Here is a 15942-nt window from a genome sequence, read left to right on the forward strand (position 1 = left end):
CAGACCTGTGGTCATATGCTATCCCGTCAACGTACCGAGACCACGTCCATCACACAGAGAACCATGTGGCCGCGGTCGTCTTCCAAACAGCCAGCACAGATTAGCTGCTCGGCTCGCTGGAAGGATGCGGAATTGATATGAACGGCGACGAAATGGCGTGAAACGTTTAGCTGCACAGCGCAATGATCCGGATCACCTGCGAAGATGCGGAGCGGCAGCGATGTTCAGCCCACTGGACGGTCAAAGGTTGAACAACACATCACCCGATCCCGTTATCACGTAGCGATCCGGACAATGTGCACATGCACGAATATCGGACGGCCTCCCCCATCGAATCATAAGTTACTCCAACACACTGACCGGTCGGTAACTAAACCATTGCCAGCGCAGCTTAATTCGATCAGCTGTACCACTTCACCTGAATTAGCTCCGACTACACGCCCGAACCGATGACACGTCAACGTGACGACTGTTTCCCGCCAGCGCAGGCATCTGCCACGGACTTGACTGAGTACTGCGACCGCACCACAGGACGGTGAGAGCGCAAGGACCAGAAGGGAAATGGACAACATGACAGCACGGTTCGCGGATCAGGTCGTACTGATCACCGGCGCCAGCTCCGGCGTGGGCAAGGCCGTCGCGTTGCGGGTGGCCGCCGAGGGCGCGGCAGTCGTGCTCGGCGCCCGCGGCGAGGACGCGGGCGAGCGGGTGGCCGCCGAGATCCGCGCCGCAGGCGGGCGGGCACTGTTCGTGCCGACCGACGTCACCGTGGAACAGGACGTGGCCCGGCTCACCGAGGCCGCGGTCACCGAGTTCGGCAGGTTGGACGCGGCGTTCAACAACGCGGGCGCGGTCAACGCGTTCGGGCCCGTCGCCGAGATCGACGAGGCGGGCTGGCGCGCCGACCTGGAACTCAATCTGACGAGCGTGTTCTATGGTCTGCGGCACCAGGTGCCCGCGCTGGTCGCCGCCGGCGGCGGCGCGATCCTGAACAACGCGTCGAACCTGGGTGTGGTCGGAATGGGCTCGGTCGCACCGTATGTCGCGGCCAAGCACGGCGTGGTCGGCCTGACCCGGGCGGTCGCGCTGGAGGCCGCCGAGCAGGGCGTTCGGGTGAACGCGCTGGTCTCCGGGGCCGTCGATACGCCGGCGTTCCGCAATTCGATGGGCGCGACACCGGAGGGCGAGGCGGCCATCGCCGCCCTGCATCCGCTCGGCCGGATCAGCACGCCGGCGGAGATCGCGGGGTTCTGCGCGTTCCTGCTCAGCGCGGAGGCCGGTTTCGTCACCGGCGCCGCCCTGGCGATCGACGGCGGCTTCACCGCGCGCTGATACACCCGGCGACAGGAATACTCGGGCGGACCGCCGTGCGCGGCCCGCCCGAGCCATCAGCGAGGACGACCCGACGCACCTCGCTGGAACAGGCAGGTGATGACACTGCGGACTTCGTGACCGCGTCACCGGTGAGTCCCCGCCCACTTCTATCGTGGACGGGCCCAGTCATAGCGGCAAGGCCCAGAAAATAGGGCTACGCAAACAGCAGCCCCCTCGCCGATCTCATGATCCACGAGGGGTCTCGCTCAGGAGCGAGCCAGCAACCTGCGCACCGGACCGACGCGCTTGGCCGCACCCGCGACCCGCACCGCGGGCTGCCGCTGCCGGATCAGCCGGTCGAATTCCGCTGCGCTGCCGCCCGGTTCGGGCAGTCGGCCCGCGTTGTAGTCGTCGGCGAGCTGCTGCACCGTTTCCTGCGCGCAGGACTTGTTGGTGCCGATGAAGCCGGTGGGGCCGCGCTTGATCCACCCGGTGACATACGTACCGGGCAGCACCGCGCCGTCGACCCGTTCCAGCACCCGACCGTTCAGGTTCGGGATGACGCTCGCCGCGTCGTCGAAGGGCAAGCCGGGCAACGCGACACCCCGGTAACCGACCGAGGTGAGCACCAGACCCGCGTCGAGGCGTTCCGTCGCACCGCTGGCCACCGCCCTGGTGCGCCCGTCCGCGTCGGTGACGAGTTCATTGCGGCTCACCTCGATGCCCGCGACCCGGTCGGTGCCGACGAGTTCGGTGGGCGAAGCCAAGTAGCGGAACACGATTCGCTTACGCTCGCCGACCGGCCGGGTACGCACCGTGTGCAGCAGCCGCAGCTTCTGCTCGACCTGGTACGGCAGCCCCTCGGTCAGCTCGGGCAGGTCGCCCTCGATCACGATGTCCACGTCGGAGCCGAGCAGACCAACGAATTCCGGCACGGTGAAAGCGGATTCGAGCGGACCGCGGCGACCGAGGATCACCACTTCCTCGATCTTGCTCTCGCGCAACGCGCGCAGCGCGTAGGGCGCGATATCGGTGCCGGACAACGTTTCCGGATCGCTGGTCAGGATGCGGGCGACGTCGAGTGCGACGTTTCCGTTGCCGACGATCACCGCGCGCTGCTGCGACAGATCGAAGAGCCGATCCGCGTGATCGGGATGCCCGTTGTACCAGGCGACGAAATCGGTGGCGGAGACATTGCCCGCCAGGCCCTCACCGGGCACACCGAGCTTGCGATCGGCCGAAGCGCCGACCGCGTAGATCACCGCGTGGAAGTGGTCGAGCAGCTCGTTGTGCGAAACATGTGCGCCCACTTCGACATTCAGATACGAGGCGAAGCCGGGCTGCGCCGAGATGATGTCGAACAGCTCGCTGACCTTCCGGGTCTTCGCGTGATCCGGCGCGACACCGTGCCGGGCCAGCCCGTAGGGCACCGGCAGCCGGTCGAACACGGTCACCGCCACGTCGGGCTGGGTCAGCAGCTCGTCCGCCGCGTACATCGCCGACGGGCCGGACCCGACGATCGCCACCCGCAGCGGCTGGCGCGCGGTCCGGATCTCGGCCGCGGGCACCGGCTTGGCCAGCAGTGGACGCGGCCGGGCTTGCCGGTAGAAATCGGCGTTGATCTCGATGAACGGCTTCTGCTCTTCGGTCAGCTTCTTCGACGACACGATCGCGTCCACCGGGCAGGCGGTCGCGCAGGCGCCACAGTCGACGCACGCCTTCGGGTCCACGTACAGCATGTCCGCGGTCAGGAAGTCGGGCTCGTCCGGCGTCGGGTGGATGCAGTTCACCGGGCAGGCGTACACGCACGAGGCGTCACTACAGCACGACTGCGTGACGATGTAGGGCACGTCAGCCAGCCTTGACCGCGCGCAGCGGCTCGGAGCGATAACGGGTGGTGTGGCCGTCGATCTTGAGCAGCTTCCAGACCGCCTTGGAGATCGGGTTCATCAGGCCGATGTCCTTGGCCAGCGTGCGCACGTCACCGAAGAAGTCGCTGAACTCCTGCTTGGATTCCTTCGACCCGTAGAACAGTTCCTTGCGGACGTAGTCCGGGATGTCGAATTCCTTCCAGAACGAACGCGGCGGGGTGAAGATCGAGCGGCCGAGGATCCACATCACGATCGGCATCGCGATCGAGAGCACGAACCGGTTGAACGCGTTCGACTCGGGCACGTGGATCTTCAGGAACTCGTGCGCGAAGGAGATGTGGCGCGCTTCCTCGGCCACGTGAATGGCCATCACGCCGCGCATGATCGGATGCACGTCCTCGTCGGAGCGCAGGATCGCCTTCTGGATGTGGTCGATCGGCTCCTCGCCGGCCAGCACCGCCATGAAGAACAGGTTGGGGAACCACGCGGCCACCGGCGCACCGAGGTACTTGAACTTGCGCACCAGCGGACCCATGCCGGGCACGTCGTCGCCGATCCGGTTCACCATCTCCTGGAACATCAGGGTGTGGTTGTGCTCCTCGATCATCTCGTGGGAGCAGTACCGGAATTCGGGCGAGCCGTTGGGCAGGCCGAAGTTGTGCGTGACCATGCCGCTGATCAGGATCGACTCGAACTGCAGGCCCACCTTGGCGACGTTGGCCTGGCGATACTTGCCGATCGCGATCTTGCGCTCGTCGGACTGCGCGAGGTACCAGGGGTGCCGGCCGAGCGGGTCGGCCGACTTCGGCAGGATCCACCGGTGCGCGCCCGCGTTCGGGTCGAAGTCCGGGTTGTCCCAGTCGATATCGTCGAAGGGGTCGAAATGCTTGTTGACCGAGCCCTCGGAGAGCAGTAGAAGCGTCGCGGCGTACTCCTGCGCCTTCTCCAGATCGGGGTCGATCGGGGGCGTCACGGCTGCAGACATCGTCGTCACTGCCTCTCTCTTCGAAACGTTTACCTGTACCCCATGGTTACACCTACAGGCTGTCACGTCAACCCACGAAGCGAGTACCCCGTAAAGAGCTGGTCGAACGATCAGGAGCAAGTGGTGGCGGCGTATCGCGAGAGACCGCCGCCCGCAGTTCCCACTCACCGCAAAAAGCGGCGTACCCGGTGGCGATCGCCCTCGTCACGATCACCACCGGGTACGACCGCCCGCGGTCAGCGCAGGGTCGCGAGCTGCGCCATCCCCACGATCACCCCGTCGGCGGGCAAGGCGAGCGCCATTGCGACGCCCGCGACCGACAGCCCCGCTGCCAGCGCCACCCGGCTCAGCCTGCGCTTCGTCCGCTGCGAGAACACCATCGCCCTGGTGGCCGCCCGTCGATGCGCGCCCCCGCCGCGCCGCTTTCCGTGGTGCCTGCCCGCCGACTCCTCCGCGGCGACCGCCGCCCGGCGGCCGATGATCGCGGCGCCGTCCGCGATGGTCCGCTCCGGATCCGGGGCGGCGATCACCGGCCGGGCCAGCTCGCCGGCCAGGACCTGGGCCACCTCGACCGGCCGGGCAGCGCCGCCGACGACGAGCACACAGTCGACATCGGCCATCGTGACGTCGGCGATGCGCAGGCATTTGTAGACCAGCTCCAGGGAGGCCCGCACATGCCTGGTCCGTAACTCGTCGGCCGTGGTGCCGGCGACCGAGCCGGAGATGGAGTCCGACGGCAGGCCGTGCCCGGCGCGCGAGGCGACCAGGGCGCCGAAGGCGCGGCCGCCGAACTCCGGCGAGCGCAACGGCTCGCCGACGATCGGATTACGTGGACAGCCCGCCCCGACCCGGACCAGCGTGACATCGAGACTGGCCCCGCCCAGGTCGTAGACCAGCGCCAGGCCGGGCATCAGCGGGCCGCGGTCGGCCTCCAGCCAGGTCGCCGCGGCGACCGGCTCGGCGACCAGTGCGACGTGGTCGAGACCGATCGCGTCCAGCGCCGCGCGCAGATCACCGACGTGCGCGTCGGTGTAGCGCGCGGGATGGGTCAGCGCGATGCCGACCCCGTGACCGGCATCGTGGGGATGATCGAGCAGTGCCTCGCTGATCAGGCATTCGGCCACCACCGCGACCAGGTCGGCGGGTGAGAGTGCCCGATGCCCGACGCGGGCGCAGACCACGGAGCGCTGGGAGAGATCGGCGAATTCGGTGATGGCGCGGCCGTGCCGCGGAATCATGCCGACCCGGGCGAGGCCGGTGCTGTCGAAGGTCAGTGTGGTGCGGCGGGTGATGGATTGGGCGCGCGGCGGCCACCGGCGGCCCGGCGGAGCCTGCGTCGAAGGTAGCTGACGCAACCAGCGGGCTGGGTGGGCGCCGCTCGAACCTTCCTCCGCGAGAGCGGAAACCGTGTTCACCGTGCCGATGCTCAAACCCAGACCAACCGCCATCGCAATCCACCTGATCGCCGAGCCGATTTGCTTCGAACTCCGTCCACGCAACCACTCCGCGACTCGCCTGCCAACCACCGGACACCCTATTGTCCGCCGCCCGCCTGTTCTGAAACAGGTTGCATAGCACAACGATCAGTCCTGGTCACCCGCCCTGGAGTGCGCGAATCGCGCCGACGCCCGGATTTCACTGCGACACGCCGACATTCGATCATGTCCCGTACCGGGTTGCCGCTCGAGGCCGCACCGGGCACCCATCCGGCATCGCATCCGGATACACGTTCTCACATGCGGTGATAGCCCCTAACAATCCCTATTCGCCGGACACCGGGGCTGCGGCGCGCGATACTGCGCAGACTCGCGGGAACGACACGCTGAAGCCGACCGCCGGTCGCGCCGGGCGGTGACCCGGCCGGGTCACCGCCGCAACTCTGTACCGGACAATGCGGCAACACTTCGGTGCTCCCGCTCGGCGGATAACCTTGCGCCAGCACAAGATCAGCAACGTCGCAGCAGCCGACCGGCGCGGCGCCTCACTGCGCGGGCAGCTCCGGGATCCGGGTGGCCCGGGCGTAGACGGTCTCCCCATCCGCGAGCCGCAGGGCCTCCGCGTCACCGCGGGTCACCTGTGCGGCGAACAGATCGCCGGTCGCGGCATTGCGCAGTTCCACCCGGACCTCGAACCCGAGATGCACCACCCGTTCGACCGTCGCCCGCGTCACGCCCGCGGATTCGGCGGTGCCCTCGTGCTCGGCCAGCGCCATGCTCGGCTCGCGACCGACGCGAATGTCGTGCGGGCGCACCAGATGTCCGTTCAGCCGGGCAACCGCACCGAGGAACGACATCACGAACTCGTTCGCCGGGCGGTCGTAAACGTCCTCCGGAGAACCGATTTGCTCGATCCGTCCCTTGTTCATCACCGCGATGCGGTCGGCCACGTCGAGGGCCTCTTCCTGATCGTGGGTGACCAGCACGGTGGTGACGTGCACCTCCTCGTGCAGCCTGCGCAGCCAAGTACGCAGGTCCGCACGGACTTTGGCGTCCAGCGCGCCGAACGGCTCGTCGAGCAGCAGCACCTGCGGATCGACCGCGAGCGCGCGCGCCAGCGCCATGCGCTGGCGCTGACCGCCGGACAGCTGAGCCGGATAGCGATGCTGGAAGCCGTCGAGACCGACGATGCCGAGCAATTCGTCCACCCGCTTGGCGATCTCGGCCTTGGGGCGCTTGCGGATCTTCAGGCCGAACGCCACGTTGTCGCGCACGGTCATGTGCTTGAACGCGGCGTAATGCTGGAATACGAAACCGATGTCGCGTTTCTGCGGCGGCACGCGGGTGACGTCGTTGCCCGCGATCACCACGATGCCGGAGTCGAGCGACTCGAGCCCCGCGATCGACCGCAGCAGCGTGGACTTGCCCGAACCCGAGGGCCCCAGCAGGGCCGTCAGCTCGCCGGACGGGATATCGATGGTGACGTCGTCGAGCGCGGCGAACGAACCGTAGTTCTTCTTCGCATTGGTCACGGTGATCATTTGGCGCCCCGCTTGCGTTCGAGGAGGGTCATCAACAGGAGTGTCACGAGCGCGAGGCCCATCAACAGGGTCGCGGCCGAGTAGGCGCCGAAGGTGTTGTGGTCGTTGATGTATCGACCGTGCACCAGCAGCGTCAGGGTCTGCGACTTACCGGGCAGCGCCGAGGAGACCATGATCACCGCGCCGAACTCGCCGAGCGCGCGGGCCACGGTGAGCACCACGCCGTAGGTGAGGCCCCAGCGGATGGCGGGCAAGGTGATCCGCCAGAACGTCTGCCAGCGGGTGGCGCCCAGGGTGGCGGCCGCCTGCTCTTGTTCGTCGCCGATCTCGTGCAGCACCGGCTCGACCTCGCGCACCACGAACGGGAGCGTGACGAAGATGGTGGCGATCACCATGCCGGGCAGATTGAAGATCACCTTGACGCCGATGTCCTCCAGGCCGCCGAACCAGCCGCCGGCGCCCCACAGCAGGATCAGCGCGACGCCGACCACCACCGGCGACACCGCGAACGGCAGATCGACGATGCCCTGAACCAGGGTGCGCCCCGGGAACTTTCCGCGCACCAGCGCGATCGCGGTGACGACGCCGAAGATCACGTTCACCGGCACCACGATCGCCACGATGATCATCGACAGCTGGAACGCGGAGATGGCCGCGGGCGTGGAGATCGAATCGACGAACGCGCCGATCCCCTTCTCGAAGGTGCGATACAGGATGATCACCAGCGGCAGCACCAGCAAGACGGCCAGGTAACCCAGCGCCACCACCCGCAGCGGAACCCTAGACCACACAGAGAGTTTCATCACGTGCTCCTCTGGTGTAGACCCCGGCCGCTGTACATACGGATGGGTATGCCGCAATCGGGGAAGCGCAGCGCCCCCGATCGCATGTCGGCGGCTGGTGTGCACGACGAAAGCCGAGCGCCAGCGAGGTGTCGACGTGCAGGCCTGTTCACCGCGTCTCCTGTTCCTTGCGCACGCTGCGTTCGGCGAGCAGGCGGAGCACGAGCAGGGTCGCGAACGAAATGACCAGCAGGGCAACCGAAACCGCGGCGGCGTTGATCGGCCGGTCGATCTCGATCTGCTTCTGGATGTACTGCGAGGCCATTTCGGTCTCGCGCGGGATGGCGCCGCCGATCAGCACCACCGAGCCGTATTCGCCGATGGCGCGGGCGAAGGCGAGGCCGCCGCCGGAGATGATCGCCGGGGCCAGCGTCGGTAAGACGATGCGGCGGAACGTGGTCCAGTTGTTCGCGCCCAGCGAGAGCGCGGCCTGTTCCACCTCGCGGTCCGCCTCGATCAGCACCGGCTGCACCGAACGCACCACGAACGGCAGCGTGACGAACGCCAGCGCCACGATGAGGCCGGGCTGGGTCGCGTTGAGGTGGATGTCGATCGGGCTCTGCGGTCCGTACAGCGAGAGCAGCACGATGCTGGCGACGATGGTCGGCAGCGCGAACGGCAGGTCGATCAGCGCGTTGACGATGCTCTTGCCTGGGAACTCGTCGCGCACCAGCACCCAAGCGATGAGCGTGCCCATCACCACGTTGATCACCGCGACCACCACCGAGACGAACACGGTGATCCGCAACGAGTCCAGCGCCGCGGGCGCGGTGACCGCGCTCCAGAAGCCGGACCATCCCTCGTCGAACGAGGTGACGGTGAGTGCGGCCAGCGGCAGCAGCACGATGATGCTGAGCCACAGCACGGCGGTGGCGATGCCGAGCGGGCCCACCGAGCCGGTCACGCGCAGCCACGACCAGTTCACGCGCCCGGCCGGGCTCACCTTCTGGGAACCGCCGGAAACGGGTGCCGCCCCGTCCCCGGCGGTGCTGCTGTCAGTCACAGTCGTCCAGTATTCCGTCCGTTCAGCCCGGTTACTTGGTCGCTTTGTCGTAGATCACGGCGACCGAACCGGTGTTCGGGGTGAACAGCTCCTTGTCCACGGTCTTCCAGCCGCCCAGGTCGGCGATGGTCCACAGTTGCTGCGGCGTCGGGAAGTCCTTGCCGAACTCGGCCGCCACCTTCGGGTCGACCGGCCGGAAACCGGCTGCGGCCCAAGCCCGCTGCCCCTCCGGGGTGTACAGGAAGTCGCGGAAGGCCACGGCCTTCTCCTGGTTCTTGCTCGACTTCAACACCGCGACCGGGTTCTCGATCTTGAAGGTGACCGGCGGTACGAAGTGCTCGATCTGGTCGCCGTTGCGCTCGGAGAACAGCGCCTCGTTCTCGTAGCTGAGCAGCACGTCACCGGTGCCCTGCAGGAACGTCTCGGTGGCCTCCCGGCCCGACTTCGGCTGCACCTTCACGTGCTCCTTGGACACCAGCTGGCTCAGGTAGTCCAGGCCGGCCTGCGGGTTCTTGCCGCCCTCGGACTTGGCCGCGTAGGGCGCGAGCAGGTTCCACTTCGCCGAGCCCGAGCTGAACGGGTTCGGGGTGACCACCTCGACACCCGGCTTCAGCAGGTCGTCCCAGTCCTTGATGCCCTTCGGGTTGCCCTTGCGGACCACGATCGCGACGACCGAGCCGAACGGGATTCCCTTGGTGGCGTCGGCATTCCAGTTCGAGTCGACCAGCCCGGCATCGACCAGGCGGGTGATGTCGGGTTCCACGGAGAAGTTCACGACATCGGCCTCGGCGCCGTCCTTGACCTTGCGGGACTGATCCCCCGAGGCGCCGTAGGAGCCGTTGACGACGACGTTCTTGCCCTTCTCGGTCTTGTTGAACTCCGGCACGACCTTGTCGAAGCCGGGCTTGGGCACCGCGTAGGCGTAGAGGTTGAGCGTGCCACCGCTGCCGTCGGCACCACTGCCCCCGACCGTGTCACTGGCTCCGCCACCGCAGGCGGTGAGCACGACCGCCGCGGCTGAGGTGACGGCGATGGCAACGGCGCTGCGGCGCGAGAAGAGCCGAGTTTTGCGAGACATTTCGGGTGGACCTTTCCTACTGGCTGCCGACTCGGGGCGTCGAGTGGCGCAGACATGCTGGTGGATCGGTAGACCTGTCGCCGGAATTATGCGGCAATGGCGTGACTGTCGGCCGGAAGGCCGCCGGGGGTTCGGGGACGTCTGCGAAAGAGTTGCACGCCAGTCTACGAAGTAGGGACGCGCAGCCGTGCCCGGTCGCCGATCAGCGACAGAGAATGTCCGCGACCGCGAGGTTGCCGATCGCGATCAACGCCAATTCATGGCGGACCAGCGGGACGACACTCGAAGACACGGGCAGACTGTAGCAGAGCACGTTGTGTTAGTTCGAATTACAGAGTTCCAGGAAGAGGGGGGTTTCATCCCATGACTACCAGCCCGGATCGGGTCCGCGCACGGTTTCCCGGCATCAGCACCCGCGCGTGGGAGCATCCCGCCGATCGCACCGCGTTGGTCACACTGCGCACGCTGTCCGGTTTCGACGCCATCCTGCGCACCCTGTCGGGTTTGCTCCAGGAACGCCAGCACCGGTTGATGTACCTCGCGACGGCGGTGCGGGTGGACGAGCGGCAGTTCCGTTCGCTGCATCAGTTGCGCGAGGACTGCGTCCAGGTGCTCGACGCGCGCACCACACCGGAGATGTTCGTGCTGCAGAGCCCGCAGGTGAACGCCTTCACGATCGGTATGGACCAGCCGTTCATCGTGCTGACCACGGGTTTGATCGACCTGATGGATACCGAGGAGTTGCGTTTCATCGTCGGACACGAGCTCGGCCACGCACTGTCGGGCCACGCGGTGTACCGCACCATGCTCATGCATTTGCTGCGGATTTCGGCAAGCTTCGGCTGGATGCCGGTGGGCGGCTGGGCATTACGCGCCATCGTCGCCGCGCTGATGGAATGGAGCCGCAAATCCGAGCTCTCCGGCGACCGGGCCGGGCTGCTGTGCGTGCAGGATGTCGACACCTCGGTGCGGGTGCACATGAAGACGGCGGGCGGCACCTGGATCAAGGAGATGAATCACGGCGCGTTCCTGGCCCAGGCCGACGACTACGAACGCTCCGGCGACCTGCGCGACGGTGTGCTGAAACTGCTCAACCTGGAATTGCAGAGCCATCCGTTCTCGGTGCTGCGGGCTTCGGAGCTGCGCCGCTGGATCCAGAGCGGTGAATACGACCGCATCCTCGCCGGCGACTATCCGCGCCGCGAACACGACAAGAACGCCAGCATCGGCGCGGAGATCAAGGAGGCCGCCCGGACCTACCGCAACAACTTCGATCAATCCGAGGACCCGCTGATCCGCACGGTGCGAAACCTCGGCCGCGACGTCGGTTCCGCGGTGAGCACGGTCGGTCAGGAGGTCGGCGACACCGTGTCCAAGATCGGCAAGCGGTTCAACGACTGGCGCTCGGGCGAGCAGAACAACTAGATCCCGTTCGATAGGTGCCGCGTGCGGTTCGGCACGAAGCGCACGTGTCGGTCGGCTGACACGCGCGCGGGACGACGAGAGGTGCGCGGCGGGACGGCGACAGCCAGCCCGCGCTCGTCAGCGGGTGAAAAGCCAGGCGACGACCACCAGCACCAGCAGGGCGATCAGGGCCAGCTGGACGCGCGAACGTGGCATCAGCGGGCACCGCTCTGCACGGGCCTGCGCGGGTCGCCGGGCAGCAGCACCGCGTCCGGGTCGGCGGTGAGGGCGGCGGCATCGGCCGGCACGCGCACGGCGGGCTCGGCGGGGTGTTTGCGGTCGAGCACGCGCAGCGCGGCGCGCAGCACCCGGTCCAGCGCGAAGGCGATGGCGAAGCAGATCGGGACCATGCCGACCAGCACGACCAGGAACTGCGGGATGAACGGGAGGCCCGCAACCCACAGCTCGAAGCTGTCCCACCAACCTGCGATGTGATGTACCACGAACCCAGCCTAGTGCGTCCACCTGAGAGAGAAGCAAGCCCGATTCCGGCGCGGACCGAGCCGGCCGCCGGCACCCCTATTCGCAGGCTAGGGGCATAGATACTGTGGGGTATGCCGTCCTCCGATGATCTCACCGTCGACGAGCCGTACGACCTGCCGGTACCCAGCCAGCTGACCGAGCCGCGGCACGGCGCCTTTCCGCCGATCGACGACTACGCGTTCCTGTCCGACTGCGAGACCAGCTGCCTGATCGGTAACAACGGCGCGGTCGAGTGGATGTGCGTCCCCCGCCCGGATTCGCCGAGCATCTTCGGCGCGATGCTCGATCGCAGCGCGGGCCACTTCCGGATCGGCCCGTACGGCGTGAACGTGCCCGCCGCGCGGCGCTATCTGCCGGGCGGGATGATCCTGGAAACCACCTGGCAGACCGAGACCGGCTGGCTGATCGTGCGCGACGCGCTGGTGCTCGGGCCGTGGCACAACAACGATCAGCGCTCCAAGACACACCGCCGCACCCCGATGGACTGGGACGCCGAGCACATGCTGCTGCGCACGGTGAAATGCGTGAACGGCACCGTCGAGTTGGAGATGAGCTGCGAACCCTCGTTCGACTACCACCGCGCGACGGCCCGCTGGGAGTACACCGGCAAGGTGTACGAGGAGGCCACCGCGGTCCGCGCCGACGACCCCGCCGCTGGGCCGACGCTGGTGCTCACCACCGATCTGCGGCTCGGTCTGGAGGGCCGCGAGGCCAGGGCACGCACCCGGATGCAGGAGGGCGACGACGTGTTCGTCGCGTTGACCTGGTCGGAGCTGCCCGCCCCGAAGACGTATCAGGATGCGGCACAGAAGATGTGGCAGACCACCGAGTCCTGGCGGCAGTGGATCACCCTCGGCAACTTCCCGGATCACCCGTGGCGCAGCTATTTACAGCGCAGTGCGCTGACGCTCAAGGGCTTGACCTACGCGCCCACCGGCGCGCTACTCGCCGCTTCCACCACCTCACTGCCGGAAACGCCTGGCGGCGAACGCAATTGGGACTACCGCTACACCTGGGTGCGCGACTCGAGCTTCGCACTGTGGGGCTTGTACACTCTCGGGCTCGATCGCGAGGCCGACGACTTCTTCGCCTTCCTGCGCGACGCGACCACCGGCGACAACGGCGATGCTGTTCCGCTGCAAGTGCTTTACGGCATCGGCGGCGAACGCCTCATCACCGAGGAGACCCTCGACCATCTCAGCGGCTACGACCGGGCGCGCCCGGTGCGCATCGGCAACGCCGCCTACAACCAGGACCAGCACGACATCTGGGGCACCATGCTCGACGCCGTGTATCTGCACGTGAAGTCGCGCCAGCAGGTGCCGGAAACGTTGTGGCCGTTGCTGGAACGTCAGGTGCGCGCGGCCATCGCGCGCTGGCGCGAGCCCGACCGCGGCATCTGGGAAGTGCGCGGCGAGCCACAGCATTTCACCTCGTCCAAGGTGATGTGCTGGGTCGCGCTCGACCGCGGCGCGAAACTGGCCGAACTGCACGGCCAGATCGAGCACGCGACCGAGTGGTACGCCCTCGCCGACGAGATCAAGGACGACATCCTCACTCACGGGGTGAACAGCAACGGCGTCTTCACCCAAACCTATGGCGGTGACACCCTGGACGCCTCGCTGCTGCTGGCGGTGCTGACCCGTTTCCTGCCGCCGGACGATCACCGGATCCGCGCCACCGTGCTGTCCATCGCCGACCGGCTCACCGAGAACGGACTGGTGCTGCGCTACCGCACCGAGACCACCGACGACGGATTGTCCGGCGCCGAGGGCACTTTCACCATCTGCTCGTTCTGGCTGGTGTCCGCGCTGGTCGAAATCGGCGAGGTGCAGCGCGCCAGGCAACTGTGCGAACGCCTGCTCGGCTTCGCCAGCCCCTTGCAGCTCTACGCCGAAGAGATCGACCCCCGCAGCGGACGCCACCTCGGCAACTTCCCCCAGGCCTTCACCCACCTCGCCCTGATCAACGCGGTCACCCACGTCATCCGAGCCGAAGAGAACCGTCCCGCGAGCGGCTTCCAGCCCGCCCACGTACCAGCGAACCGCCCCGCCTGAGCAGCGGGGTCAGGGGGTGGACAGGCCGTCGGCCTGTTCACGCAGTTCGCGCAGTTTGACGATCTGCTTGTCCAGGTCGGCGATGCGGTCGCCGCTGCGGTCGCCGTATTTCTGGTAGGCGGCCTCGGCGAGGCGCAGGGCCTCGTCGGCCTGCTTGGCGACATTGCCGGCGATTTCGGTGAAGTGGTCGCGCAGGACACGCTGCATGGCGCGCAGGCGGTTTCGTGATTCCTTGCTGACCTGGAAGATCACGTCGTCCATCAGCCTGGACACGGCGACTTTCGCCTCCGCGCGCCGTCGTGCCTTCAAGTTCTTGCGCTCGTCCCACAGTGCGTTGATGCCGAGAAGCACGCCCGCACCGATCGAATACCAGTTCACCAGCGACATCTTGAGGATGCTGGTGACCAGACCGACCATCAGGATGCCGCCGTAGGAACCGCGCAGGGTGGACAGCAACTGTTGCGTCACACTGGCTTTCGCGCTTTCGAGCGGCTCCAGCGGCTGCACTGGCTCGAGTACCTCACCCGGGTTCTCCAGCCGCAGGTCCGGCAGCGGGGCAACGCGGTTGTCCGCCAAAAACTTCGAGGCCACCTGCTCGCACAGTTCGACAGACCGATAGTGCGCCATCACGAAGTTCTCTTCGACCGCTTCACAGATCCTGGCGTCGAGATCGGTACCGAATTCCTTCCAGCGCCGGGCAGGATCGGTCTGCGCGATCTCCGCTTCGGCATCACGGATCAAACTGCGCAGCCGGTGCCGCAGATCGTGTTCGATATCGGCCATCAGCTCGGTGCTGCCGTCGACCAGCGTGACCTGCCAGTTCGACGTGCGCTGCCGCAGCTGGTCCGCGTCGTCCCGGGCGCGGACGAGTTTGTCGGTGATCTCGGCGCGCCGGCGCGGATCACGCAGCGACTCGACCTCGTTGCGCAGGGTCAGCGCGAGATGGTCGCTCACCAAACGGATGTCCTGCACGGCGGCGTCCAGCGCCACGCTGTCCGCGCGCGACACCACGTAGTCGCGGAGGTGGTCGATCAGTTGCGGCACACCGGATTCGATGTCGCGCTGGTAGTTGCCGGACAGTCCCGCCTGCCGGTGCAGTTCCGCCGAGACCGGCGCCACCGCGAAGCCGAGGCCGGCGGCGTCGAGCAGTTCCCGATTGCGCTGCTGGGTGTGCGACCAGTGGGAGAACTGGTCGATCTTGTTGAGCACACAGATCACGGTCGGGCAGATCTGCTGGATCCGCTGGAGGTAGGCGATCTGGTCGACAGTGAGTTCGGTGGCCGCGTTGCCGACGTAGAGCACGGCGTCGGCGGCGGCGATCATCGACCAGGTGGTGTTGTCGGCGGCGCCGCGTGTGCCGGGCGCGTCCATCACCACGACCCCGTCGGCCAGCAGCGGGCTGGGCTGGGTGAACTCGGCGCGGATCACGCCGAACGCGGAGATGGCGGGGCCGGGGTCGAGCGGATCCACCGACTGGCGTTCGGTCCGTCCGTCGACCGAACGCACCAGTGTCGCAGTCGGTTCCGGCCCGTACTCGACGATGACGGGCACGCTCAGGTCACTGTCGGTGGCGCTGACCGACGCGCCGACCAGGCTGTTGACCAGCGTGCTCATCCCGTTCTTGGGCTCGCCGACCACGACCAGCCGCACCCGTGGGTCGCTGACCCGGGCGCGCACCATACTCAAACGACTGCCGAGGTCGTCCCGCCCCGCGAATCCGGCGATCTCCCGCAGCTCGTCGAGTATCCGGATCAGCGGCGCCATCGCGTCCGGGTGTTTCACCGTCGCGGCCTTCAGCCCGGCTGCGGCAGACAACCGTCCTCCTTACAGTGGTTTGCTTTCGATCTGCACGGGACGCCCCCTGCGTT

At 67.2% G+C, this 15942-nt stretch carries 13 protein-coding genes; 3 read left to right on the top strand and 10 right to left on the bottom strand.

Annotation, left to right across the window (positions count from 1 at the left end; translation table 11 throughout):
- Positions 1 to 561 precede the first annotated feature (561 nt).
- Positions 562 to 1332 carry an SDR family NAD(P)-dependent oxidoreductase gene (locus NBRGI_RS38075; RefSeq protein WP_235211248.1) on the top strand — a complete coding sequence of 257 codons (771 nt, stop codon included), beginning with the start codon at positions 562 to 564 and terminating at the stop codon, positions 1330 to 1332.
- Positions 1333 to 1580: 248 nt separating this feature from the next.
- Here the strand turns inward: NBRGI_RS38075 and NBRGI_RS38080 are convergent, their stop codons facing one another.
- From NBRGI_RS38080 to NBRGI_RS50035, 8 genes are all read right to left on the bottom strand, one after another.
- Complete coding sequence (locus tag NBRGI_RS38080; RefSeq protein ID WP_051728352.1) at positions 1581 to 3164, bottom strand: FAD-dependent oxidoreductase; 1584 nt, start codon at positions 3162 to 3164, stop codon at positions 1581 to 1583.
- A 1-nt stretch (position 3165) separates the two neighbouring features.
- Positions 3166 to 4170 (bottom strand): AurF N-oxygenase family protein, encoded by a 1005-nt coding sequence (locus NBRGI_RS38085; RefSeq protein ID WP_029902368.1) that lies wholly within the window; start codon positions 4168 to 4170, stop codon positions 3166 to 3168.
- Positions 4171 to 4406: 236 nt separating this feature from the next.
- The gene (locus tag NBRGI_RS38090) at positions 4407 to 5618 is read right to left on the bottom strand and encodes an Hsp70 family protein (protein ID WP_029902370.1); all 1212 of its coding nucleotides are present in this window, start codon (positions 5616 to 5618) and stop codon (positions 4407 to 4409) included.
- A 533-nt stretch (positions 5619 to 6151) separates the two neighbouring features.
- Positions 6152 to 7147 carry a sulfate/molybdate ABC transporter ATP-binding protein gene (locus tag NBRGI_RS38095; protein WP_014982704.1) on the bottom strand — a complete coding sequence of 332 codons (996 nt, stop codon included), beginning with the start codon at positions 7145 to 7147 and terminating at the stop codon, positions 6152 to 6154.
- Positions 7144 to 7950: a sulfate ABC transporter permease subunit CysW gene (cysW, locus tag NBRGI_RS38100; RefSeq protein WP_029902372.1), complete on the bottom strand. Its 807-nt coding sequence runs from the start codon at positions 7948 to 7950 to the stop codon at positions 7144 to 7146. Before cysW ends, NBRGI_RS38095 begins: the two co-directional genes overlap by 4 nt.
- 148 nt (positions 7951 to 8098) lie before the next feature.
- Positions 8099 to 8914 (bottom strand): sulfate ABC transporter permease subunit CysT, encoded by an 816-nt coding sequence (gene cysT, locus NBRGI_RS38105; RefSeq protein WP_029902374.1) that lies wholly within the window; start codon positions 8912 to 8914, stop codon positions 8099 to 8101.
- Between the two features lie 109 nt (positions 8915 to 9023).
- The gene (locus tag NBRGI_RS38110; protein ID WP_029902376.1) at positions 9024 to 10070 is read right to left on the bottom strand and encodes a sulfate ABC transporter substrate-binding protein; all 1047 of its coding nucleotides are present in this window, start codon (positions 10068 to 10070) and stop codon (positions 9024 to 9026) included.
- Between the two features lie 202 nt (positions 10071 to 10272).
- Positions 10273 to 10362: an Ms4533A family Cys-rich leader peptide gene (locus NBRGI_RS50035; protein ID WP_370627913.1), complete on the bottom strand. Its 90-nt coding sequence runs from the start codon at positions 10360 to 10362 to the stop codon at positions 10273 to 10275.
- Between the two features lie 71 nt (positions 10363 to 10433).
- Between NBRGI_RS50035 and NBRGI_RS38120 the strand changes: the two genes are divergently transcribed.
- The gene (locus NBRGI_RS38120) at positions 10434 to 11495 is read left to right on the top strand and encodes a M48 family metallopeptidase (protein ID WP_029902379.1); all 1062 of its coding nucleotides are present in this window, start codon (positions 10434 to 10436) and stop codon (positions 11493 to 11495) included.
- 194 nt (positions 11496 to 11689) lie between these two features.
- On the opposite strand, the gene NBRGI_RS38125 is transcribed toward NBRGI_RS38120, so the two are convergent.
- Positions 11690 to 11977 carry a hypothetical protein gene (locus NBRGI_RS38125; RefSeq protein ID WP_029902381.1) on the bottom strand — a complete coding sequence of 96 codons (288 nt, stop codon included), beginning with the start codon at positions 11975 to 11977 and terminating at the stop codon, positions 11690 to 11692.
- A 111-nt stretch (positions 11978 to 12088) separates the two neighbouring features.
- Between NBRGI_RS38125 and NBRGI_RS38130 the strand changes: the two genes are divergently transcribed.
- The gene (locus NBRGI_RS38130; protein ID WP_029902384.1) at positions 12089 to 14074 is read left to right on the top strand and encodes a glycoside hydrolase family 15 protein; all 1986 of its coding nucleotides are present in this window, start codon (positions 12089 to 12091) and stop codon (positions 14072 to 14074) included.
- 9 nt (positions 14075 to 14083) lie between these two features.
- Here the strand turns inward: NBRGI_RS38130 and NBRGI_RS38135 are convergent, their stop codons facing one another.
- Positions 14084 to 15889, bottom strand: a complete 1806-nt coding sequence (locus NBRGI_RS38135; protein ID WP_029902386.1) for a dynamin family protein — start codon at positions 15887 to 15889, stop codon at positions 14084 to 14086.
- Positions 15890 to 15942: the final 53 nt, after the last annotated feature.

The organism is Nocardia brasiliensis IFM 10847 (assembly GCF_000710915.1).
Classification (GTDB): domain Bacteria; phylum Actinomycetota; class Actinomycetes; order Mycobacteriales; family Mycobacteriaceae; genus Nocardia; species Nocardia brasiliensis_A.

Bases quoted from the DNA above. Each gene is read 5' to 3' on its own strand.
- NBRGI_RS38075 (WP_235211248.1), top strand. From the start codon at position 562: ATGGACAACATGACAGCACGGTTCGCGGATCAGGTCGTACTGATCACC.
- NBRGI_RS38085 (WP_029902368.1), bottom strand. From the start codon at position 4,170: ATGTCTGCAGCCGTGACGCCCCCGATCGACCCCGATCTGGAGAAGGCG.
- cysW (WP_029902372.1), bottom strand. From the start codon at position 7,950: ATGAAACTCTCTGTGTGGTCTAGGGTTCCGCTGCGGGTGGTGGCGCTG.
- NBRGI_RS38110 (WP_029902376.1), bottom strand. From the start codon at position 10,070: ATGTCTCGCAAAACTCGGCTCTTCTCGCGCCGCAGCGCCGTTGCCATC.
- NBRGI_RS38090 (WP_029902370.1), bottom strand. From the start codon at position 5,618: ATGGCGGTTGGTCTGGGTTTGAGCATCGGCACGGTGAACACGGTTTCC.
- NBRGI_RS38120 (WP_029902379.1), top strand. From the start codon at position 10,434: ATGACTACCAGCCCGGATCGGGTCCGCGCACGGTTTCCCGGCATCAGC.
- NBRGI_RS38095 (WP_014982704.1), bottom strand. From the start codon at position 7,147: ATGATCACCGTGACCAATGCGAAGAAGAACTACGGTTCGTTCGCCGCG.
- NBRGI_RS38130 (WP_029902384.1), top strand. From the start codon at position 12,089: ATGCCGTCCTCCGATGATCTCACCGTCGACGAGCCGTACGACCTGCCG.